We start from the raw sequence: 22,361 nt of genomic DNA, 5'->3' as shown, positions 1-22,361 counted from the left end.
CCCGATGTCCATCGTCGCTGCGCTGTCAACAGCCCGCCCGCCGGCCGCTGCTGACAACGCGCTGCGGAGCCGGCCGCCGTACTGGCCGGCGTACGACTCCGCAGCGCACTGGTTTTCAGTTGTCACGGGTTGTCAGCTGTCCGAGCCACCGTCGGACTTGTCCGTGTCCCCGGACTTCGCCTCGCCGTCCGGCGCGGCCGTGGTCTGGGTGCCCGGCTGGGGCTCCGCGACGGCGACCATGGCGGGGCGGATGATCCGCTCGCCGATCCGGTAGCCGGGCTGGAGGATCTGCACACAGGTGTCCTCGGTGACGTCCGAGGAGTAGCTGTGCATCAGCGCCTCGTGCATGGTCGGGTCGAAGGGCTCGCCCTCCTTGCCGAACTGCTGCAGGCCCAGCTTGGCGACGACCGTCTCCAGGGACTCGGCGACGGACTTGAAGCCGCCGGTGACCTCGCCGTGCTCGCGGGCGCGGCCGATGTCGTCCAGTACCGGGATCAGGGACTCCAGGATGTTGGAGACCGCGATCTCGCGGACCGTCAGCCGGTCGCGCTCGACCCGCTTGCGGTAGTTCTGGTACTCGGCCTGCAGGCGCTGCAGGTCGCCGGTGCGCTCGGCCAACTCCCGCTTGGCGGTGGAGAGTTCGTCCGAACCGGAACCGGATTCGGCGGCACCGGCCGCGGCGGCCTCCTCGGCAGCCTTGATCACGGCCTCGTCGGCGGCGGAGTCGTCGCCGGGCTTGCCGCCCTGCGGCTTCTCCGTCATGCCGCACCACCCTTGGGCTTCTCGTCGTCCACGATCTCGGCGTCGACGACGTCGTCGTCCTTGGCCTGGGCGGACTCGCCGGCCGGGGCGGCACCGGCGGCGTCGGCGTTGGCGTACAGCGCCTGGCCGAGCTTCTGCGCGGTGGTGGAGACCTTCTCGGACGCCTCGCGGATCTTCGCGATGTCCTCGCCCTTCAGGGCCTCCTTGAGCTCGCCGATGGCGGTCTCGACCTCGGTCTTGACGTCGGCGGGGAGCTTGTCGGCGTTGTCGGCGATGAACTTCTCGGTCGAGTAGACGAGCTGCTCGGCGGAGTTGCGGGTCTCGACCGACTCGCGGCGCTTGTGGTCCTCCTCCGCGTACTGCTCGGCCTCGCGCATCATGCGCTCGATGTCGTCCTTCGGCAGCGCGGAGCCGCCGGTGACGGTCATCTTCTGCTCCTTGCCGGTGCCGAGGTCCTTGGCACCGACGTGCATGATGCCGTTGGCGTCGATGTCGAAGGTGACCTCGATCTGCGGCAGACCGCGGGGGGCCGGCGGCAGGCCGGTCAGCTCGAACATGCCGAGCTTCTTGTTGTACGCGGCGATCTCGCGCTCGCCCTGGTAGACCTGGATCTGCACGGACGGCTGGTTGTCCTCGGCCGTGGTGAAGATCTCCGAGCGCTTGGTCGGGATCGTGGTGTTGCGCTCGATCAGCTTGGTCATGATGCCGCCCTTGGTCTCGATGCCGAGGGACAGCGGGGTGACGTCGAGCAGCAGGACGTCCTTGACCTCGCCCTTGAGGACACCGGCCTGGAGCGCGGCGCCGATGGCGACGACCTCGTCCGGGTTGACGCCCTTGTTGGCGTCCTTGCCGCCGGTCAGCTCGCGGACGAGCTCGGCGACGGCCGGCATGCGGGTCGAGCCGCCGACGAGGACGACGTGGTCGATCTCGGAGAGCGAGATGCCGGCGTCCTTGATCACGTTGTGGAACGGGACCTTGCAGCGCTCCAGCAGGTCCGAGGTCAGCTGCTGGAACTGGGCCCGGGTGAGCTTCTCGTCCAGGTGCAGCGGGCCCTCGGCGGAGGCCGTGATGTACGGCAGGTTGATCGAGGTCTCGGAGGACGAGGACAGCTCGATCTTGGCCTTCTCGGCGGCCTCGCGCAGACGCTGCAGGGCCATCTTGTCCTTGGACAGGTCGACGCCGTGGCCGGCCTGGAAGACCTTGACCAGGTGGTCGACGACCTTCTGGTCCCAGTCGTCACCACCGAGGTGGTTGTCACCGTTGGTGGCCTTCACCTCGACGACCCCGTCGCCGATCTCCAGCAGGGAGACGTCGAAGGTGCCGCCGCCGAGGTCGAAGACCAGAATGGTCTGGTCGTCCTTGTCCAGGCCGTAGGCCAGGGCGGCCGCGGTCGGCTCGTTGACGATGCGCAGGACGTTGAGGCCCGCGATCTCACCGGCCTCCTTGGTGGCCTGGCGCTCGGAGTCGGAGAAGTACGCCGGGACGGTGATGACGGCGTCGGTGACCGTCTCGCCCAGGTACGCCTCGGCGTCCCGCTTCAGCTTCTGCAGCACGAAGGCGCTGATCTGCTGGGGGTTGAAGTCCTTGCCGTCCAGGTTGATCTTCCACCCGGTGCCCATGTGGCGCTTGACCGAGCGGATGGTCCGGTCGACGTTGGTGACCGCCTGGCGCTTGGCCACCTCGCCGACCAGGACCTCGCCGTTCTTGGCGAAGGCGACGACGGACGGCGTGGTCCGAGCGCCCTCGGCGTTCGTGATGACGGTGGGCTCGCCACCCTCCAGAACGCTGACGACCGAGTTCGTCGTGCCGAGGTCGATGCCGACCGCGCGTGCCATCGTAGGTACCTCCACGGAAGAGTTGAGCTTTACAGGCTCAAGGATGCACGACCGGGCGGGCGCCGTCAACAGGTATGAGTCGGAGTCGCTCAACTTTGCTGAGCGGTCGCGGGCCCGGGTGTGGACGGGCGGCCCCCGGGATCGCGGTGCGGGTGGCGTCACGTGTGGCGCCACGTGACTGTCGCCATAGCTTGGGAACCTTCTGGAGAACTGTCGGTGGGCGGTATTGTCCGGGCCGTCGGCCCGGAAAGTTACCGACGAGTACACTTCTTTTGGAAGCATCTTCAGAAGCACGTCCAGAACACCTTCAGAACCACCTTCAGAACCAAGAGACTGCTCAACAGCAAGCCGCAGGAGACGGAGAGCCGATGCAGCTAGCAGCGATCGTCATCTCGCTGGTCACGTTCGTGATCGGCACCGCGCTCGCCGCCCGTGCGGCGCTGTACATCTACAAGGTGGTGCGGACCGGCCAGCCGGACTCCAGCCGCTTCGGACAGCCCGCCCAGCGGGTGAAGACCGTCGCGGTCGAGTTCGTCGGCCACACCCGGATGAACCGCTGGGGGATCGTGGGCATCGCCCACTGGTTCGTCGCGGTCGGCTTCTTCAGCCTGGTGCTGACCATCGTCAACGCCTTCGGCCAGCTCTTCGACGCCGAGTTCGCGCTGCCGATCATCGGCCACTGGATGCTGTGGCAGCTCTTCGTCGAACTGGTCGGCACCCTCACCACGCTGGGCATCGCGACGCTGATGGTGATCCGGCTGATGAGCCTGCCGTCGAGGTCCGGCCGCAAGTCCCGCTTCGCCGGCTCGATCGCCTGGCAGGCCTTCTACGTCGAGTACACGATCCTCGGCATCGGCCTGTGCATCCTGATGCTGCGCGCGCTGGAGGGCGCCCTCAACGGCGTCGACTCCTACGGGCCGGAGCACCTGGTCTCGTACCCGCTGGTCTCCGCGTTCAGCGGGCTGTCGCACGGCACGCTGGAGAACCTGATCTACCTGTTCGCGATGCTGAAGATCTGCATCTCGTTCGCGTGGGCGGCCACCATCGGCCTCAACCCCTCGATGGGTGTGGCCTGGCACCGCTTCCTCGGCTTCTTCAACATCTACTTCAAGCGCGAGGAGGACGGCGGCACCGCGCTCGGCGCCCTGCGCCCGATGACCAGCGGCGGCCAGCCGATCGACTTCGAGGACCCGGCCGAGGACGCCGTCTTCGGCGTCTCCCAGGTCGAGCACTTCTCCTGGAAGGGCATCCTCGACTTCTCCACCTGTACCGAGTGCGGCCGCTGCCAGTCGCAGTGCCCGGCCTGGAACACCGGCAAGCCGCTCTCGCCGAAGCTGCTGATCATGAGCCTGCGCGAGCACGCCTTCGGCAAGGCGCCGTACCTGCTGGCCGGTGGCGGCAAGGACATGGAGGGCGAGGAGCGCGCGACGGCCGAGCAGCTCAAGGACGTCCCGGCGGCCGCTCTGGCCGAGGCGGAGCGCCCGTTGATCGGCACCGCCGAGGAGAACGGCGTCATCGACCCGGACGTCCTGTGGTCCTGCACCACCTGCGGCGCCTGCGTCGAGCAGTGCCCGGTGGACATCGAGCACATCGACCACATCGTCGACATGCGCCGCTACCAGGTGATGATCGAGTCCTCGTTCCCGACCGAGGCCGGGACGATGCTCAAGAACCTGGAGAACAAGGGCAACCCGTGGGGCATGGCCACCAAGGCCCGCCTGGACTGGGTCAAGGAGCTCAAGAAGGAGACCGGCATCGAGGTGCCGGTGATCGGCGAGGACATCGACCCCGCCGAGGTCGAGTACCTCTACTGGGTCGGCTGCGCCGGCGCCCTGGAGGACCGCGCCAAGAAGACCACCAAGGCCTTCGCCGAACTGCTGCACACCGCGGGAGTGAAGTTCGCCATCCTCGGCAAGGAGGAGTCCTGCACCGGTGACTCCGCCCGCCGCCTGGGCAACGAGTTCCTCTTCCAGATGCTCGGCGCGCAGAACGTCGAGACGCTGAACGCGGCCCTGGAGGACGCCCCGGTCAAGCGGATCGTCGCCACCTGCCCGCACTGCTTCAACACCATCGCCAACGAGTACCCGCAGCTGGGCGGCCACTTCGAGGTCATCCACCACACCCAGCTGCTGCAGCACCTGATCGACGAGGGCAAGCTCGTCCCGGTCAACCCGGTCGAGGGCCTGATCACCTACCACGACCCCTGCTACCTGGGCCGCCACAACAAGGTCTACAGCCCGCCGCGCGAGATCATGGACAAGGTCCCGGGTCTGCGCCAGCAGGAGATGCACCGGCACAAGGAGCGCGGCTTCTGCTGCGGCGCCGGCGGTGCCCGGATGTGGATGGAGGAGCGGATCGGCAAGCGGATCAACACCGAGCGCGTGGACGAGGCGCTGTCGCTCAACCCGGACATCGTCTCCACCGCCTGCCCGTTCTGCCTGGTGATGCTCTCCGACTCGGTCAACGGCAAGAAGAACGAGGGCGCCGCCAAGGAGCACCTGAAGGTGGTCGACGTCGCCCAGCTGCTGCTCGACTCGGTGAAGGCGACCCCGCCGGCCGAGGCCGAGGAGCCCGCGACGGTGGACGCGTAGCGACCCCTGTTCGACAGTTCTGCTACAACTGCCCGGCCCGGTGGGCGCCGCGAGAGCGCCCGCCGGGCCGGGCTTTTGGGGCCTGCGGCGGGCCTGTTGCGGGCCTGTTCGGGGCCCGTTCGGCGCTTGTTGGGGGCCTGTTCGGGGTCCGGCGCGGAGCGGGCGGCGGGCCGGAGGCGCGGCCGGACCCGTTGGGGGAGTGGGGCCAATCGCACGGCCGCCTGAGTGCGCCCCGGTTGGAAGGAAATACAGTAGGCGCCAGACCGGCCTCGTGCCGGTCGACCCGTTCCGGACGTCCGGACGGGTCCAGACCACCGACGGAGGTATCGGCCCGCCGGGCCGGGCCGCAGAGACCACAAGGGGAACAGCGCAAACCATGACCGAGGCGATCATGCTGGTCGGTGGTAAGGGCACGCGACTGCGTCCGCTGACCACCCACACCCCCAAGCCGATGCTGCCGGTGGCAGGCGTCCCGTTCATCGCACACCAGCTGGCCCGCGCGGCCGCCGCCGGCGTCACCCGCGTCGTGCTGGCCACCTCGTACCTGGCCGAGGTCTTCGAGGACCACTTCCAGGACGGCACCCCGTACGGCATAGAGCTGGTCTACCTGACCGAACGCGAGCCGCTGGGCACCGGCGGCGCCATCCGCAACGCCGCGACCGGGCTGACCTGCGGCCCCGACGAGCCCGTCCTGGTCTTCAACGGCGACATCCTCTCCGGTGTCGACATCGCCGCCCTGCGCGACGGCCACGTGGCCGCCGGGGCCGACGTCACCCTGCACCTCACCCGGGTCGAGGACCCGCGCGCCTTCGGTCTCGTCCCGACCGACGAGAACGGGCGGGTGCTGGAGTTCCTGGAGAAGCCGGAGACGCCGGAGCAGATCGTCACCGACCAGATCAACGCCGGCTGCTACGTCTTCACCCGGTCCGTCATCGACCGCATCCCGGCCGGCCGGGAGGTGTCCGTCGAACGCGAGACCTTCCCCGAGCTGCTGGCCACCGGCGCGCTGCTGCGCGGCGTCGTCGACACCTCGTACTGGCTGGACCTCGGCACCCCGGCCGCGTTCGTCCGCGGCTCGGCCGACCTGGTGCTCGGCAAGGTCGACTCCCCGGCCGTCCCCGGGCCGACCGGCGACGCCCTGCTGCTGCCCGGCGCCACCGTCCACCGCGGCGCGGTGCTCAGCGGCGGCACCGTGGTCTCCGCGGACGCGGTCGTCGAGGCCGGCGCGATCGTCGAGGGCAGCGTGATCCTGCCGGGCGCGGTGATCGGCCCGGACACCCTGGTCAAGGACTCCATCGTGGGCGCCTTCGCCGCCGTCGGCGCCCGCTCCGCGCTGGACGGCGCGGTGATCGGCGACGGCGCGATCGTCGAGTCCGACAACGAGCTGCCGAACGGCATCCGGATCGCCTGCGGCACCCTGCTGCCGGTCGGCGCGGTCCGCACCTCGGCCGGCCCGGGCGGCTGCCCGGCCGGCACCGCCGCGGCGGCCGCGGTGCACGGGCCCTCGGTCACCGCGCAGCGGTAGGGCTGCGGGCCGGTAGGGCCGCGCAGCGGTAGGGCTGCGGTTCGGCTGCGGGCCGGCTGCGCGCATGTCCGGGGCGGGGCCGCCGAACGGCCGTGGCTCCGCCGGGGAAGCCGGGTTTCGGCCGCGTTCGTCTCAGGCTCGCTGCAAACCGGCCCCGGCTCCGTCCAGGCCGTACGCGGATTGGGCCGGACGGGTACCGTCGGAGCGTGGCTGGTAATCGATACGACAGCGGTCAGGGCGCCGACCCCCACGGCGGGTGGGCGCCCCCTCCGCCGCCGGCGGGGACGCCCGGGGGGCACGGGCAGACGGACGGGCCGGAGTACTTCACGGCCCCGCACCGGGCTGCGCCCGGCGGCCCCGACGGCATACCCGGGGGGCCGGGCGGCGTGCCCGGACCGCAGGGCGGCGGCTACGACCCGTACGCCGCCGACCGGCCCGGCAGCACCCGGGCCTTCCCGACCGGCGGCGACCCGTACGCCCAGGAGCCGCCCCACCAGGGGTACTACGACCAGGGCCAGTACGTCGGGTACCCGGGGTACCCGCAGGAGGGGTACGGCCCGGAGGGCCACGACCAGGGCGGGTACCCGCCGGGCGACGGCCACGACCAGGGCGGCTACGGCTCGCAGCAGCAGCCGTACGGCCAGGACAACGTCACCGTCTACCGGGCCGGCGGCCAGTCCGCCCCGCACGTCGCCGGGCCCCGCCCGCACTGGCGCGAGCTGCTCCTCGGCATCTTCCGCGCCCCGACCGCGACCTTCGACCGCACCCGCGACCACCAGGTCTGGCTGCCGGCGCTCACCGTCTCGATGCTGTACGGCGCCCTCGCGGTGCTCGGCATCGGCCTGACCCACGACGACATCGTCAATTCGACCTTCACCGTCGCGCTGACCGGCATCGTCGCCGCCGCGATCGGCTTCGCCGTGGCCGGAGCGATCTTCGGCGGGGTCACCTACGCGCTGGCCCGCCAGCTCGGCGGGGACGGCCCGTGGAAGTCGACGGTCGGCCTGGCCGCGCTGATCGGCTGGCTGACCGACGCGCCCCGGCTGCTGCTCGACCTGGTGCTGCCCTCGGGCAGCGCGGTCGTCCAGGTCGCCGGCTGGGCCACCTGGGCCCTCTGCGCGTTCCTGCTGACCAGCATGGTCCGGCGGGTGCACGACCTGCCCTGGGGCAAGGCGGCCGCCGCCTCGGCGCTGCAACTGCTCGCGCTGCTGGTGCTGATCAAGCTGCCGACCCTGGGCTGATCAAGCTGCTGACCCTGGGCTGATCGAGCCGCTGGCCCTGGGCTGATCGAGCCGCCGACCCTGTACTGATCAAGGCGCCGCACCGCGGACGGCAGAATGGTGGACGGGCCCGGTCGTACCGGGCCCGTCCACCCTCGTCGTTTCACGTCACCGGAGCCAGGAATGACCCTCCCCAGCACCCACGTCAGCTTCCCGTCCGGGGCGGTGACCGGGGAGTCCCCGGTGCTCGCGGTGCATTCGCTGGCCGACGGCCGGTACGCCGTCGTGACCGCCGCCACCCCGTTCCACCCGCTCGACCACACCTGGCCCGACCAGCCCGCCGACCTCGGCACCCTCACCGTGGACGGCGCCGAGCTGGCCGTCGTCGACTGCCTGACCGGCGCGGTCGGCCCGGACGGCGGCGCCCCCCTGGTCGGCGCCGACATCCCGGTCCGCCGCGGCGACGAGGAGTGGTCCTGGCTGGTCCTGCACGTGGTCGACGGCGACCCGGGCGACCTGGCCGGCAAGACCGCCGTCCTCACCGTCGACGCCCACCGCCGGGGCGCCCTCAGCGCCTCGCACAGCGGCTGCCACCTGCTCGCCCTCGCCCTCAACGAAGCCCTCGCCCCGCGCTGGCGCAAGGACCCGGGCCGTTCCGACGCCTTCGGGAACCCCGACTTCGACAGCCTCGCGATGGCCACCTCGGTGATGGACACCGAGGCCAGCACCGACACCTACCGGCTGGGCAAGTCGCTGAAGAAGAAGGGCTTCACGGCGGACGCCACCGACGAGCTCCCCTCGCTCGCCGACGCCCTGCCCGCCCTCACCGAGGCCGTCAACACCCGGCTCGCCGCCTGGGTCGCCTCCGACGCCCCGGTCCGCATCGAGGTCCCCGGCCCCGAGCTCACCGCCCGCCGCCAGTGGCACTGCGAGCTGCCCGAGGGCGGCGCGCAGATCTTCTGCGGCGGCACCCACCTCCACCACCTCGGCGAACTCGCCGAACTCCGCACCGAACTGCGGCTCTCCGAGGACGGCACCGAACTGGTCGCCGTCACCCGCCCCAAGCGGGCCTGAGCCGCCCACCAACGCCGCGGGCGGCCACCCCTCGTCGAGGGATGGCCGCCCGTCCGGTGCGCTCTGCTGCGGGTCAGACCTCGGTGCGGTGGAAGTTCAGGTACGAGCGGGACGGCGTCGGGCCGCGCTGGCCCTGGTAGCGCGAGCCGTACCGCTCCGAGCCGTACGGGTGCTCCGACGGCGAGGAGAGCCGGAACAGGCAGAGCTGCCCGATCTTCATCCCCGGGTACAGCTTGATCGGCAGCGTCGCGACGTTCGACAGTTCCAGCGTCACGTGGCCGCTGAAACCGGGGTCGATGAAGCCGGCCGTCGAGTGCGTCAGCAGGCCCAGCCGGCCCAGGCTCGACTTGCCCTCCAACCGGGACGCCACGTCATCGGGCAGCGAGATGACCTCGTACGTCGAGGCCAGCACGAACTCGCCCGGGTGCAGGATGAACGCGTCGTCGCCCTCGGGCTCCACCAGCCGGGTCAGGTCCGGCTGCTCCTCGGAGGGGTCGATGTGCGGGTAGCGGTGGTTCTCGAACACGCGGAAGAAGCGGTCGAGGCGCACGTCGATACTCGACGGCTGGATCATCGCCGGGTCGAACGGGTCGATGACGACCCGACCCAGGTCGATTTCGGTCCGGATGTCCTTGTCAGAGAGCAGCACGCTTCGAGGTTACGTGCACGACAGGGCCCCGGACGAATCCGCCCGGGGCCCGTTCCGTCCTCGCGTCGACCGTCAGGCCAGGAACTCCGCGGCCTCCAGCCGCATCGCCCGGGCCAGTTGCGGAGCCGACAGCTCCTGCGCGTCGGCCAGCACCGAACTCCTGAGCCGTCCGCACTGCGGACAGCGGATCAGCCGCCCGGGTCCGAGCCGGCCCGGACCGAGGTTCTGCATCGGGAACGTGGTGGTGCTGAACAGGTGCCCCTCGGCACAACGAACGACGGCGCGCTGCTCCATCGATCCCCTTCCCATCCCTAACCCAGTACTCACCCGTACTCATCGCGCCCCGGCGGACCGAGCCCCGGGACAGCGTCACATTAGGGGATGTTCCGGACATTCCACACCATGGCTCGCCGCCCCGACCCCACCCCGCCGGAGCACTCGTACGCGGCCCACACAGTACGCCCCTCGCCCGCCCCCATCCCGCTCCGCCACGTCCCCGGGCGGGCCGTGCAACCACAGTCACGGATGGGGTACAGTGGCACTGGATCGAGCGGTCTCTGACAGCTCGTCAGGCGGGCGTAGTTTAATGGTAGAACATGAGCTTCCCAAGCTTAGAGCGCGAGTTCGATTCTCGTCGCCCGCTCCAGCAGTAAAGGCCCAGGTCAACGACCTGGGCCTTTCGCATTGTCTGGACCAATTCGACCCCGCCGTGCCAGATCCGTGCCAGAAGGCGGCAGGGCGGATTTGGAGCCAGGCGATCGACATCGTCATCGTCTTCGAGACGTTCCACCACGTCTTCGGCATTAGCGTCTGGCGGCCGTTATCGCGAGGGGCTCCGCATCATGGCCAGCATCGGTCACTCACCACTACCGCCGGACTCCTTGAGGATCGTAGCCAGGCGCGGAGAGGTCAGGTAGTTCTTCACCAGGTGGAAGTCGAAGGCGTGGATGGCCCGGTCGCCAGAGCTGGGCTCCACCCCATCGAACCGCGCCTCGACGCCTCCCGGTGGCAGCGCGACGAGGTCGCCGGGATCCGACAGATTGACCCACCGCCGCACGCTCGGTGGGCGCTGGCCCCGGTCCCCCAGAGGCGGCGGCTGAAGGCGGGGGAAGACAGCATGAGGCAGGGCGAGCGGCGAGCCGACGGTCACGAGCAGGTCGACCTCATGGCCGTGGTGGGCCCAGAGCGCCTCGTAGGCGGCGACAGAACCGAGGGAGTGGGCGATGATCACTTGAGGGCGGTGGGCGTCGATCGCCGCCGTGATCCGTTCGCGGACCCGGTACCGGACTGCGCCGTTGCCCGCCTGTAGGTAGGCCGCAACCTCCCGGAAGAAGGTGGCGACGAACCACTCTGTGGCCACGCGCCCCAGGCCGCGCCGTTCGGAGAGCCACGCCAGCGCCTGGCGCACCGGGGCGGTCGCCCGGCCAGCCGCCACTCCCGTGGGCACGCCAAGGTGGCCCGCCCAGGCCTGGAGCAGTTCCTGCTCGAACGTGTCCAGATCCTCAAGGGCTGGCGCGCCCGCTTGGCGCCCCGGCTCCCGCAACAGATCGGCGTAGTAGGCGACCGCAACGTCGACGCCCGCGGACCCGGGCCCGGGTCCGCGGGATCCGGTGGTCAGCGCCGCATGCCAGACGGCGGCGAGGGCATTTGCCGCCGTCTGTGCAGATTCGCCCGGTCGGAAGTTACCTACTCCGTGCACCCCAAGTACCCGCTTCACCGCGCTACCCCCCGCTCCATCACGATGACCTCGGATCCCCCTGCAACGACCAGACTCCCATCCTCGGCCAGCGCGAGGGCGAAGACCCCGGCGGGGGTCGGGACCACTGTGCTCGTCCGCGTGGTCAGATCCTGCAGCAGCACGGTCCCGTCGCCCCAGCCGATGATTGCGGTCGGGCGTCCGTCCAACTCCGCGCAGCTGACCGCGATCGCCGAACCGTGGTGATCCGCTCGGTGGACGCCGATCGGCCGTCGGCTCCGCAGGTCCCAGAGGCGTACCGTGCAGTCGTCGGAGCCAGTGACAGCCACCGGACGGCCTTGCAACACCGTGCACGCGACCGCCAGGACCGGTTCGGTGTGCCCGATTAGCGGGCCGCCGATCGGCCGTCGGCTCCGCAGGTCCCATAGGCGCACTGTGCCGTCTTCCCCAGCCGTCACTGCCATCGGTCGATTGCCGATCTCGGTGCAGGCGACCGCCAGTACACCGCCTCGGTGACCGACCAGCGGGCTTCCGAACAGGTGTCGTCTGTTCAGGTCCCAGAGGCGGACGGTGCCATCGTCCGCCCCCGCGACCGCGACGGAGCGACCAGCAAGTGTCGTGCACGCGAGCGCTGTTACGGCCTTGACGTAGGCGGTGAGTGGGGCGCCGAGCTGCGTCCGGGTGCCGGGATCCCACAGCCGCACCGTCCCGTCGGAGCCGCCGCTCACCGCGACCGGTCTGCCGTCGACCACGGTGCACGCCACCGCCTGCACCCACGCGCCGTGGTCGTCCAACGGGTTCCCGAGGGGCTGGCCACTCGTCAGGTCCCAGAACCGGATGGTGTCGTCCATCCCGCCAGTCACCGCGACCGGCCTGCCCTCGACCATTGTGCAGGCCACCGTCTCGAGTTCGTCGGTGTGGCCTGGAAGCGGGTCGCCCGGACGACGCTGGTGTCCGAGGTCCCAGACCCGGACGGTTTCGTCGACGCCGCCGGTGACCGCGGTGGGCCGGCCGTCCACCGTGGCGCACGCTACGGCGAGCACGGGGCCGGTGTGCCCGGTCAGCGGGCTGCCGAATGCTCGCCGAGCGGCCAGGTCCCATAGGCGCACCGTGCCGTCCACGGCGGTGGTGACGGCGACCTGCCTGCCGTCGAGCACCGTGCAGGTGATCGCTTCCGCCTGCACGGTCGGTCCGGCTAGGCGCCCGCTGTGCTCGTCGCGCCCACTCAGGTCCCAGAGGTGGACCGTCCCGTCACCGCCGGCCGACACGGCGACCGGCACGCCGTCGAGCACCGTGCAGGTAACCGCCGCCACCGGCTTGGCGTGCCCCTTGAACGGCTCTCCGACCTGACACCGGCGGCCCAGGTCCCACACTCGGACCGTCCCGTCACCGCCAGCCGACACGGCGACCGGCACGCCGTCGATGACGGTGCAGGAAACCCCCGCCACGTACCCGTGGCCCTCGAACGGCGCGCCGAGCTGCTGTCCACTGCGCAGGTCCCAGATCCGGACTGTCCCGTCCGCCGATCCACTTACCACAGCTGGCCGGTCGTCGAATGCAGTGAGCGCCACAGAGCAGACTCGATCGGTGTGGCCTACCAAGGGAGCGCCGATCTGCCGCCGCTCGGTCAGTGACCACCGGCGCAGCGTTCGGTCGGCAGAGGCGCTGACGACGATGGGTTCGCCGTCCAGTGAGGTGCACACCACCGTCTCCACCCAGTCAGTGTGACCGTCGAGTGGCTCACCGAACTGCTTGCCGCTGCGCAGGTCCCATACCCGGATCGTCCCGTCCATCCCGCCGGTGACGGCGACCGGCTGGTCGTCCAGCACCGTGCAGGCCACTGCGTCGACTTCGGCGGTGTGGCCGCCGAGGATGTCGCGCAGGGCCGCGCTAACCTGGGAGCCGGTGGCCCAGCGGGGGCGCCAACTGGTCTCGGGTAGAGGTGCGTTGAGGTTCATCAGCAGATCCCGGGCCCGATACCGTGCCGCGTCGACGGCCAGCAGGCCGCGCCGGGTCGCATGGTCGGCCCGCCGGTGCAGGCCATTGGAGGCGCGGTAGACGGCGACCTCGAGTTCGGCAGGTCCCGTCTCGGCTGCGGCGAGTGCTGGGGCGAGGGTGTCCGGGTCGGCGTGGACGAGGAACTCCGCATCCTTCAGCAACTCGTCAGCACGACTTGCATCGTGGGCGTGCTGGACGGCGTGGCGGAGCAGGTAGGGAGACGCCGTGGCCCAGCGGACCGGGGTGGCTGGCCTACCGACCGCTCCACCAGGCCGGGTGAGCAATGTGTCCAGCACCAGGTCGGCGGTCCGGGTGCCAGGCAGACGGGCGACCGACGGGTGGGCGGACCGGCTGCGGAAGTAGTCGGCGAGCCCTTGATGGAAGAGCCGGTAGAGCGTCGTTCCGTCGCGGTCTACCGAGGTCCGTAGGTAGAAGAGCGACGCTCGCAGGGCGTCGGGCAGGCCGTTGGTCTCCCCGCAGAGCGCGGTGGCGAGCGGGAGGGCGAGCTCCATGGGCATCCCCTCGCCCTTGCCGTGCGCCAGGGCGGAGAGCAGCGCACGCACCGCTGGTGCATGGGACCGTGCCTGCAGGTCCAGTTCCAACACGCTGTGCAGCGTGGTGGGGACCGAGTGGCCGAGCCGTCGGGCCTCCGACAAGTTCTCTGGTGGCGCTGCGGCAGCCAGGTAGCGGGTGAAGACACTGGCGACCAGAAAGGCTCCCCAGTGCCGGTCGGCCGCCACGGTCAGGCGGTCCGCGGCGGCCTCCGCGAGCCGGTTGCGAACGGCCCGCCGACTGCCGCTGCGGTAGCCGTCGAGGTCGGTCAGCCCAGCCCGGAGGTAGTCGGCCAGGTCCCGGCGCAGTTCGTCAGGGTCGACCGCGTCGAGGTCAATCAGGAGACCGTCGGCGCTCGCGAGCTCGCGCAGAGGTGCGAAGTCGTCCCACGGCCGGACACCGACCAGGAGACGGCAGGATGGCTGTGAGTCGGGCCGGCGCGCAGTGGCCAGAGGAAGGAGCAGGTCCGCCATCAATGGACGAGGGGCGACGGCCTCGTCCAGAGCATCCAGCACGATCACTGGCTGCTCTGGCAGGCCGGTGACAGCCGCTACGAAGGCTTCTGGGGTCCACCCGGGGTCAGGTTCCTCGAGCCGCAGCTGCCGGGCCAGGTCCGGCAGCAGGTCACCAGAGGTGCGCTGGCGGGCGTGAACGGCGGCTAGTAGCGGGTTCAGCGAGGGGCAGGATGCGGGATCGACCGCTAGTCGGGCCCGGATGTGCGGTGCCGCCCGCACCAGGGCTGGGTGGGCCGCGCACACCGCGGCTCCCAGCAGCGCCGATTTGCCGCTCCCCGGCCGCCCGATCACCAGGCCCAGCCCACCTTGCCCTTGCCCGTCCAACCAGGGTGCCACCTGTACGAGTTGGCTGCGGCGGCCGGTGAAGTGGCGGCCCGCTCGGTCGGTGAAGTGGTCGGCGTCCCGTACGTCCGGGCTTCCGGCGCTATCGAGGAAGGCCTGTAGCGGCGGGGAAAGCTCCCGACGGGCAGTCAGGAGCGGGTCGTCGACGAAGCACGGGTTGGGGACGAAAGGCAGGCACGGTTCGGGTCGGCTCGGGTCCAGCGGGGTCGCGTGGACAGTTTGGGGCACGCCGGACTTCTGGCTGACGCGGTCCCCGATGCGGCGAGCCAGCAGTGAGAAGGACACGTAGCGCTGGGAGGGGTCGGTGTCGAGCCCGGTTTGGGTGCACTCCTCCAAAACCTCGGCGACGGCGACGCTGAACCGGCCGTCGAAGGCGTCCTCCCCGCCACCGGTTGCCGCGATCACCCACGCGTTGGTGTCCTCGTCGGCGAGTTGCAGCATGAATGGCAGCCGAGCGGTCAAGCCGGCCCGACACAGGTCGAGCAGGAAGAGCGTCGGCCGACCGGACGCCTGGACAGCTGACACCCACTCACTCACGTTCGATCCCATGCCGGTGAGCGCATCGGACGTGACCACATCCAGACGGTACGGGTCCTGTCGACTACCGGTCCGCCCATGCGACATCACGTGGACTATCCGGTGGCCCTCGTCCATCGCCCGGCCGACAGCTGCCCGTAGCTCCGGCAGACCGGGGTCGACCACCGCGTCGACCGGATACCCGATCCGCTCCAGGGCTCGCTGCACCCGGGGGTACGCCCGATAGACGAAGTCCAGCGGGCCCCACAGCTCCGCTCTAACCGCAGGCTCCTCGTCCTCGACGACCGGGGACCGGAAACGTCCCACGGCCACGAGCAGGGCACGACTCACGCTCACTCACCCCCAGGCCCGTCAGCATGCCACAGGCCCTCCGGCGTCAGTGGTGGGCCGCTTCGTCGGTGGAAGGTGCGGCCACCCTTGTTGTCCCAGAGCAGCTGTCATTGTGGCTGAAGTGCGCGATGGGGCGTGTGCGGGCCAGCAGACCGTTGGCCCGGACACGCCTGTTGCTAGCCGGTTTCCTTCTGGAGCGTTTCGCTGGCTTCATTAGCGCCCGCCGCTCGCTTGCGGCGGGCGCTGCGGATGTCGACGACGGCGGCGCTGATGCCGTCGGAGATCTTGGTCTGTTGCTCCTCGGTGGAGTGCTGGTAGATCAGTGCGGCGCGGGGGGAGTTGTGGCCCATGAAGGCCATGAGGTCCCGGAGGCTGGCGCCGGTGCTGGCGGCGAGGACGTTGCCGGTGTGGCGGAGGTCGTAGAAGCGGAGGTGGTCGAGCCCCAGCTTCTTGCGGGCCTTGCGCCACTTGCGGCCGAAGGTCGAGCGGCGGAACGGGGCTCCGCGCTCGCCGACGAAGAGCAGGCCGTCGTCGCCGTCCTGGGCGTACCAGCACAGGTGCCGCTCGAACTCGGGGAGGAGCTCGGGCGGGATCCGGAGGGCCCGCTTGCCGGCCTCGGACTTGGGGTCGCCCACGGCGCGTTCGCCGGTGCAGAGTTCGGGTGCAGCGCGGCGGATCCACACGACTCCCTTCTCCAGGTCGACGTCGCGGCGCCGGAGTTCGGCCTGCTCCTCCGGGCGTAGGGCCATGAAGGCGGCGATGAACACCATCAGCTGCCAACGGGGTCCCATCAGCTCGGCGAGCTGGAGCACCTGCTCGATGGTCGCGTGAGGACGCTCGGCGGCCACCTCCTTGCCGCCGCCCTTGATGCGGCAGGGGTTGCGGCGGATGAGCTCGTCGTCGACCGCGGTCTCCGTGATCGACTTGATCAGGCGGTAGGACTTGGCGGCGGTGGTCTTGATGCCGCGCTTGCGGAGTTCGGCGCGCCAGGCTCGGACCTGGGGAGCGGTGATGTCCTTCACCTCGGACTCGCCGAAGGCCGGGGCTATGTGGAGACGAAGCAGCCGGCGGTACAGCTCCTCGGTGGTGCGAGCGAGGTCGCGCTCGTCGATCCAGGCGGTCGCGTAGGCGTGGAAGTTGACGGCCCCGGCGTTGGGGTCGCGCCACTCGCCGCGGCGCATGTCCGCTTCGGTCTCGACGAGCCAGGCCTCGGCGTCGCCCTTGGTCTCGAAGGTCTCGGGCGCGTTGCGCAGGGCGCCGTCGGGGCCGGGGTAGCGGGCCTGGAAGCGGCCGGAGGGGAGCTTGCGGACGGAGCCCCAGCGACGCCGGCGGCCGGAGTTGTTCGCCATCAGGCAGCCCTCCCGAAGCGACGGCCGCCGGCGCGGACCGGCCGGATGGCGGGGACGGTGCTGGCCTCGATGTAGGCGGTGAGCACGCTCTCGGCGATGCGGACGTGGGTGCCGATCTTCACGAAGGCGATGCGGCGCTCGGCGATCAGGCGGCGGGGGAAGCGCTCGCTGGTGCCCAGACGCTCGGCGACCTGGGCGACGGTGAGGTACTGCTCGGGCATGCGGCTCCTCGTGCGGTGGCCGATGGGCTGCAACCTGGGCCACCGCATAGCGGTGTCGTGGATGGGCGGTTATGGAAAGGGGGTGTGGGCGCCGTCCGGGCAAGCGTGGGCGCGCGGAGGTGCGCGGAGGTGCGCGGCGGCTGCGGGGGAGTGGCGTGGAACAGCGCGGGGCGCTGGTGGGGAAGCCGCCGGGTGCCCGGCGAGGGGGCGGCGGCTGGGGAGGATCGTCAGATCGGTCTGGGCGCTCCGAGGGCGAACGCCGAATGGGTCGGCCGTGGTGAGGGCCTGGTCGCCGTGCGGGGAGCGGTGGTGGTGCGGCGCTTGGTGGGCGGCACGCGGTTCCTTCCTCGGTGGCTGGTGGGCTGCAACCCTGCACCGGGGTCGATCGTCGTGGATGGGCGGTTCGTGCGGTTGGTGGCCGCGTGGGGTGTGACGTTAGCTCTGCTTCCCGGCCGCGCCAAGTGGCGCTTCCGTGGTGCAGTGGGGACTGTAGACGGGGTCCGGCTCGCTCCGAAGAACGATCATGGTCGTGCTGTGGATCGGCCGGTGACTACTCCTGCGCGGCGGCGTCCGACGGCTTCTCGGCCTGCTGGAAGGTCGGGTAGCGCAGGAAGACCATGGGGCTCTCGCGGACGGGGCCGCGGCGGCGGTTCTCCTCGGCGATGGCGCGGGCGATGCGGTCGTTCAGCTCCCCGGCGTGCTGGGGGAACATCGCGTTGTACTGGTCGACGAGCTTGAAGGCCTCGCCGGTGCTCTTCATCAGGTCGAGCAGCCTGCGGTACATGTCGAGCACGACGTCGGTGACATCGGTGATGTGCTTGGTGGAGGAGGACTCGGGCGGGCCGAGGAACTCTTCCAGGGGGAGGCCGAAGACCTTGGCGAAGCCGATCGCCTCGTCGAGGTTGATCCGGCGGCGGGGCTCGCCGCTCTCGATCCGCCAGACGGAGGACTGGTTCATCGGGTAGCCGGCCGCGGTCATCCGCTTCGCGAGTTCGCCGGTGCTCCACCCCAGGTACTCGCGCTCCAGGCGGACCCGTTCGGCGGCGTGTTCCTCGCTCAGGGCGGGGGTCGGCAGTGGGCTTTCCGGCGGGGCCGGCTGTTCGGACATTCGATTCACCTCGCATCGAGTGGTGATGGTATTTGCATGGGAGCCTGGTCGACTATAGGGTGATCCGTAGAGGATCGCAAGTCGATGCAATGCGCATCGCCTGCCGTCGCCGCTCGCGGAGACGGCGAAGGCCCCCGGCGCTACCAACGCCGAGGGCCTGAAAGGTCCCCAAAACCGCCCATCCACGACGATCGACCCCGGTGCAGGGTTGCAGCCCGAGCGCACCGAGGAAGGAACCTGCGTGCTCCAGCGTACGGTGTTGCCCACCGCCGACGCAGCCGTCCGGCTCAGCCCCCTTGTTGTCTCCCGGCCCCGCGCCACCGTCTGGGACCGCCTCGCCGTCGCCCTGATCGGCCTGGCCGGCTTCGCCCTATCCTTCGACGCCCTCCAGCAGATGGCCGTCGCCATCCACGTGCGCGGCCCGCTGACGTACGTCTTCCCGTTCACCCTCGACGGGTTCATCGCCTACGGCGTGCGCGCCCTGCTCGTCCTGCGCGCCGCCCCCTGGACCGCCCGCGCCTACGCCTGGTCGCTGTTCGCCGGGGCTACGGGCGCGAGCGTGTGGGCCAACGCCCTGCACGCCGTGCGCCTCAACCACGTGCTCGACGGAGCCGGTCAGCTCCGGCTCGGGGACGCGGCGGTCGGCGTGCTGGCCACGCTCTCGCCGATCGCCCTCGGTGGGGCGGTACACCTCTACATCCTCATCGCCCGGCACATCCCCGAGCAGCCGGTCACTGCTGGCGGACCGTCCCAGGGGACTTCTGCCGACCCCGTGCCGTCGGCCGCCGACGAACCGGACGGGACGGCAACGGCCGGTCCGGTTCCGGTGCCCTGCGATGCCGACGATCACCCGTCCGCCGGGGGCGGTGACGGTCAGGGGACCGGGTCGGCAGAACTGCCGGACGCAGAGGAGCCGGCGGACGACCACCCCGCTGACGAGGGCGAGGAGGTCCGGACGCGGCGGACCGGGCGGCCTCCGGGCGCGTCGATGGACCAGCTGCTGGAGGTCAGCCGTCCGGCGGTCCGGGCGCACGGCCGCCCCAGCCGTCCGGTCGTCGAGCGCGCGGTCCGCGAGGCCAACCTGCCGCTCGGCAGTACGCGCTTCACGGTCCTGATGGACGAGCTCCGCAAGGAGTTCCCCGACGACCCGGTCCGCCAGCACCCGCCGGTCGACTGACCCGACCGCGGTGACCGACCGGACCGGTCCGGTCGGTCACCCCGACTTCTGCCGATGCGCAGAAGTCCTCCGTTCGCCGGTCCCGCCCACGGTCGATGTCCGACCCGGGCGGGACTGGCCTCTCTCGTCCCGCCGACCGAGCGGTCCCCGATACCGAGGGGCCGCCCTCTGGTACCAGCGGTGTCCGGCACCGCCAAACCGGACCTCACCCGGACACTGTCTCCGCCCTGCACATCCCCCACCCGAGGAGCATCCTCTGACCGACATCCGACCCGCAGTCTGCCCGCACCCGGCAGACGACACGGACCCCGTCGACCGCAACGGGGGCGACCACCCCCAGACCAACAGCGGAGCAAGCAAGTGGCTGCGCCCGTCCTACGGACGGTCGCAGCCGGAGGCCCCCGCCCAAGGGGGCGAGGGCCGGCCGGTGATGCCGCGCGCGAGGGCGCACGCGGCATCACCGGCCCAGTACCGCGAGGGCGCGGCACCGGGGGAGGAGAAGCCAGACACCCTCGCAGTACCACCCGCTGCCCCGCGCCCGCTGCGCGCCACCGAGATCGCCGCGAAGCGCCGAAAGCCCAAGCGCCGTACCCGCGATGCCGCGAACCTGAAGAACGACAAGATCACCGTCCACTTCAACCCCGACGAAGCCGCGGTCCTCCGCCGGCATGCCGGCGAGCGGGGCATCTCGGTCTCCGCCTACATCGCCCGCAAGGCCCTGGCCGAAGACGGCAGCCTCGCCGACTCCCAAGACGAGCAGCTGGACGCGGCGATCGACGAGCTGGCCGAGACCCGTAAGCAGCTCGCGGGCATGGCCCGGAACATCAACCAGATCGCGCACCAGGGCCACATGGGTGTCGCCCCGGAACCCGGTCCGGTCCGCGACGTCTTCATCGCCGGGACGGTGCTGTCCGTCGCGGTGCGCGAAGCGGTGGCGGACATCGACCGTACGGGGATGCGGCTGGCGAAGGCGAAGGCCGGTCGCAGTTGATCAGCAAGCCGGTTCGTGGCAGCAACACCCTTGGCGCGCTGCAGTACTTGTACGGGCCGGGCAAGACCAACGAGCACACCGACCCGCACATCGTGGCGTCCTGGGACGGCTTCGCGCCGGACCCGGGGCGCGAACCGGCGGCGACCCTGGAACAGCTGAGGGATGCCCTCGACCTCCACGTCGTCCGCTACCAGGCGAAGAGGAAGTTCGAGAAGCACGTCTACCACCGGCCGGTCCGCGCTGCCCCCACCGACCAGATCCTGACCGACGAGGAGTGGGGCGACATCGCCCGCCGGGTCGTGGCCGCCGCCGGCATCGCCCCCGATGGCGACGAAGACGGTTGCCGCTGGGTGGCCGTTCGCCATGCCGACGACCACATCCACATCCTGGCCACGATGATCCGCGCCGACCTCATCCAGGCCGACATCTGGGGAGACCAGTACCGCGTCGAGGACGAACTCACCAAGATCGAGCGCCAGTACGGGCTCACGGACCTCTCCGACACCCGCACCCGCGAGTACCGGAACGCGATCCCCAAGCGCGCCAAGGGCGCCGAACTGCGCAAGGCCCAGCGCCTCGGCCGGGAAGACACCGACCGCGACCGCCTGCGCACCGCCGTACGCCAGGCGCTCGCCGGGGCCGCCGACGAGGAGGAGTTCACCGCCCGGCTCGCCGCGAAGGGCGTGCTCCTCGGCGTGCGCCGGGCGCCGTCCGGCGACGTGACCGGCTACAAGTTCGCGCTCACCGACGACGAGACCGAGCCGGTCTGGTTCTCGGGGAGCAAGCTCGCCTCCGACCTCACCCAACCCAAGATCCGCGCCCGCTTCACCGCCGGCATCGACCAGCCCACCCACCCCACGCCCGACAGCAGCACCCGGACCGCCACCGGCCGCCACCGGGCCAGCACCACCGTCGAACTCGCCTACCCGGCCTTCGACGACGAGCACGACGCCGCCCGCGCGGAGGCGGTGATCCGAGGCGGCCTCGAAGTCCTCGACACGCTCGCCGCCACCAGCCCGACCCTCAGCAGGAAGGAGATCAACCAGGCCGCACGGGCCCTGGAGTACACCCGCATCGCCCACACCCGCGCCGCCGACGCCAACCTGCGCGCGATGCGCTCCGCCGCCCGCGAAATCCTCTACGCCGGGCCCAGCACCGGCCGCGGCGAGGACGGCACGGCCGCCGCCACGATCCTGTCCAGCCTCGTGCTGCTCGCGATCGTGATCGCCAAGTGGCATGCCGCCCAAGGCCACCGACACCAGGCCGAAGCCGCCCACGCCGCAGCGGGACACCTGCGCGCCGCCTACTCCCGGCACGCGGCCAAACCGATCGCCCACCTGACCCTCGAAGGCCGGCTCCTCCCGAAGGCCGCCCAAGACCGGCAGGCCGAAGCCATCCGCCGCGCCCTGCCCGCCGACCAGGCCGCCCGCCTGCTCGCCGAGGACAACTGGGCAGCCCTCGCCGCCACCCTCGCCCAGGCCGAAGCAGCCGGCCACGACCCGACCGCCCTGCTCACCCACGCGGCCGGACGACGCGAGCTGGCCACCGCGGACTCTCCCGCCGCCGTCCTCACCTGGCGCATCCGCCGCGACGCGGGCCTACCCGCCCCGGCACCGGCCGCCACCCAGGACGAACTGCGCACCCGCGCAGCCCTGTCCAGGACCACCACCTGCCCTACCACCGACCCTGCGGTGGGCACAACAGACCAACCGCCCACGCCACTGGCGCCGCCAGTGTCCGGGCTGTACCGCCCCAAGCGGTAGCCCAGCCCAGCGGGGGCGGGAAACCCTCCCGTCCCCGCTTCCGTGGCCGCCTCAAACCCGAAACACGTACCCTCGCATACCGGTTGATCGCCCTCGACATCGACACCAAGGGAACAGACCAGGACC

Annotated in this window: 15 protein-coding genes, 1 tRNA gene and 1 pseudogene; 8 read left to right on the top strand and 9 right to left on the bottom strand. The window is 70.9% G+C overall.

Features of this window, described 5'->3' with window-relative positions; all coding sequences use genetic code 11:
- Nucleotides 1–132: 132 nt before the first annotated feature.
- Together grpE and dnaK are read right to left on the bottom strand one after the other, a co-directional pair.
- Nucleotides 133–762: a nucleotide exchange factor GrpE gene (grpE, locus tag ACIO5E_RS07525; protein WP_400664785.1), complete on the bottom strand. Its 630-nt coding sequence runs from the start codon at nt 760–762 to the stop codon at nt 133–135.
- Complete coding sequence (gene dnaK / locus ACIO5E_RS07520) at nt 759–2,597, bottom strand: molecular chaperone DnaK (protein WP_280673750.1); 1,839 nt, start codon at nt 2,595–2,597, stop codon at nt 759–761. The genes grpE and dnaK overlap by 4 nt, the downstream gene beginning before the upstream one ends.
- A 368-nt stretch (nt 2,598–2,965) precedes the next feature.
- Here dnaK and ACIO5E_RS07515 point away from each other — a divergent pair, with 368 nt between their 5' ends.
- From ACIO5E_RS07515 to ACIO5E_RS07500, 4 genes and pseudogenes are all read left to right on the top strand, one after another.
- Nucleotides 2,966–5,188, top strand: a complete 2,223-nt coding sequence (locus ACIO5E_RS07515) for a (Fe-S)-binding protein (protein ID WP_400664782.1) — start codon at nt 2,966–2,968, stop codon at nt 5,186–5,188.
- A gap of 376 nt (nt 5,189–5,564) precedes the next feature.
- Nucleotides 5,565–6,638: pseudogene (locus ACIO5E_RS07510) on the top strand (sugar phosphate nucleotidyltransferase); the annotation flags it as partial.
- A 461-nt stretch (nt 6,639–7,099) separates the two neighbouring features.
- Nucleotides 7,100–7,954, top strand: coding sequence for a Yip1 family protein (locus ACIO5E_RS07505; RefSeq protein WP_400664780.1), 855 nt, complete (start codon nt 7,100–7,102; stop codon nt 7,952–7,954).
- A gap of 162 nt (nt 7,955–8,116) precedes the next feature.
- Complete coding sequence (locus tag ACIO5E_RS07500; protein WP_280673744.1) at nt 8,117–9,007, top strand: metal-dependent hydrolase; 891 nt, start codon at nt 8,117–8,119, stop codon at nt 9,005–9,007.
- A gap of 73 nt (nt 9,008–9,080) precedes the next feature.
- On the opposite strand, the gene dcd is transcribed toward ACIO5E_RS07500, so the two are convergent.
- Together dcd and ACIO5E_RS07490 are read right to left on the bottom strand one after the other, a co-directional pair.
- A complete protein-coding gene (gene dcd / locus ACIO5E_RS07495) occupies nt 9,081–9,656 on the bottom strand; it encodes a dCTP deaminase (RefSeq protein ID WP_280673742.1) in 576 nt (191 codons plus the stop codon).
- 72 nt (nt 9,657–9,728) lie between these two features.
- Nucleotides 9,729–9,965, bottom strand: a complete 237-nt coding sequence (locus tag ACIO5E_RS07490; protein ID WP_400664778.1) for a hypothetical protein — start codon at nt 9,963–9,965, stop codon at nt 9,729–9,731.
- Between the two features lie 263 nt (nt 9,966–10,228).
- On the opposite strand from ACIO5E_RS07490, the gene ACIO5E_RS07485 reads away from it, so the two are divergent.
- Nucleotides 10,229–10,302, top strand: a tRNA-Gly gene (locus ACIO5E_RS07485).
- A gap of 210 nt (nt 10,303–10,512) precedes the next feature.
- Here the strand turns inward: ACIO5E_RS07485 and ACIO5E_RS07480 are convergent.
- The 5 genes from ACIO5E_RS07480 to ACIO5E_RS07460 all read right to left on the bottom strand — a co-directional run bounded on the left by ACIO5E_RS07480 (nt 10,513) and on the right by ACIO5E_RS07460 (nt 18,304).
- Nucleotides 10,513–11,373 carry a hypothetical protein gene (locus ACIO5E_RS07480; RefSeq protein WP_400664776.1) on the bottom strand — a complete coding sequence of 287 codons (861 nt, stop codon included), beginning with the start codon at nt 11,371–11,373 and terminating at the stop codon, nt 10,513–10,515.
- Nucleotides 11,370–15,626 (bottom strand): hypothetical protein, encoded by a 4,257-nt coding sequence (locus ACIO5E_RS07475; protein ID WP_400664774.1) that lies wholly within the window; start codon nt 15,624–15,626, stop codon nt 11,370–11,372. The genes ACIO5E_RS07480 and ACIO5E_RS07475 overlap by 4 nt, the downstream gene beginning before the upstream one ends.
- 176 nt (nt 15,627–15,802) lie before the next feature.
- A complete protein-coding gene (locus ACIO5E_RS07470) occupies nt 15,803–16,975 on the bottom strand; it encodes a tyrosine-type recombinase/integrase (RefSeq protein ID WP_400664772.1) in 1,173 nt (390 codons plus the stop codon).
- Entirely contained in the window at nt 16,975–17,196 is a 222-nt protein-coding gene (locus ACIO5E_RS07465; protein WP_400664770.1) for an excisionase family DNA-binding protein, read from the bottom strand. Before ACIO5E_RS07465 ends, ACIO5E_RS07470 begins: the two co-directional genes overlap by 1 nt.
- Before the next feature lie 550 nt (nt 17,197–17,746).
- Nucleotides 17,747–18,304 (bottom strand): helix-turn-helix domain-containing protein, encoded by a 558-nt coding sequence (locus tag ACIO5E_RS07460; RefSeq protein WP_400664768.1) that lies wholly within the window; start codon nt 18,302–18,304, stop codon nt 17,747–17,749.
- Between the two features lie 241 nt (nt 18,305–18,545).
- Here ACIO5E_RS07460 and ACIO5E_RS07455 point away from each other — a divergent pair, with 241 nt between their 5' ends.
- From ACIO5E_RS07455 to ACIO5E_RS07445, 3 genes are all read left to right on the top strand, one after another.
- On the top strand, nt 18,546–19,481 hold the full coding sequence (locus ACIO5E_RS07455) for a DUF2637 domain-containing protein (protein ID WP_400664766.1): 936 nt from the start codon (nt 18,546–18,548) through the stop codon (nt 19,479–19,481).
- A gap of 430 nt (nt 19,482–19,911) precedes the next feature.
- Complete coding sequence (locus tag ACIO5E_RS07450) at nt 19,912–20,472, top strand: plasmid mobilization protein (RefSeq protein ID WP_400664765.1); 561 nt, start codon at nt 19,912–19,914, stop codon at nt 20,470–20,472.
- On the top strand, nt 20,469–22,235 hold the full coding sequence (locus ACIO5E_RS07445) for a relaxase/mobilization nuclease domain-containing protein (protein WP_400664764.1): 1,767 nt from the start codon (nt 20,469–20,471) through the stop codon (nt 22,233–22,235). Before ACIO5E_RS07450 ends, ACIO5E_RS07445 begins: the two co-directional genes overlap by 4 nt.
- Nucleotides 22,236–22,361 lie beyond the last annotated feature (126 nt).

The sequence above is a fragment of the Kitasatospora sp. NPDC087314 genome (assembly GCF_044744365.1).
Classification (GTDB): Bacteria; Actinomycetota; Actinomycetes; order Streptomycetales; family Streptomycetaceae; genus Kitasatospora.
This window is presented reverse-complemented; position numbering and strand designations above follow the sequence as displayed.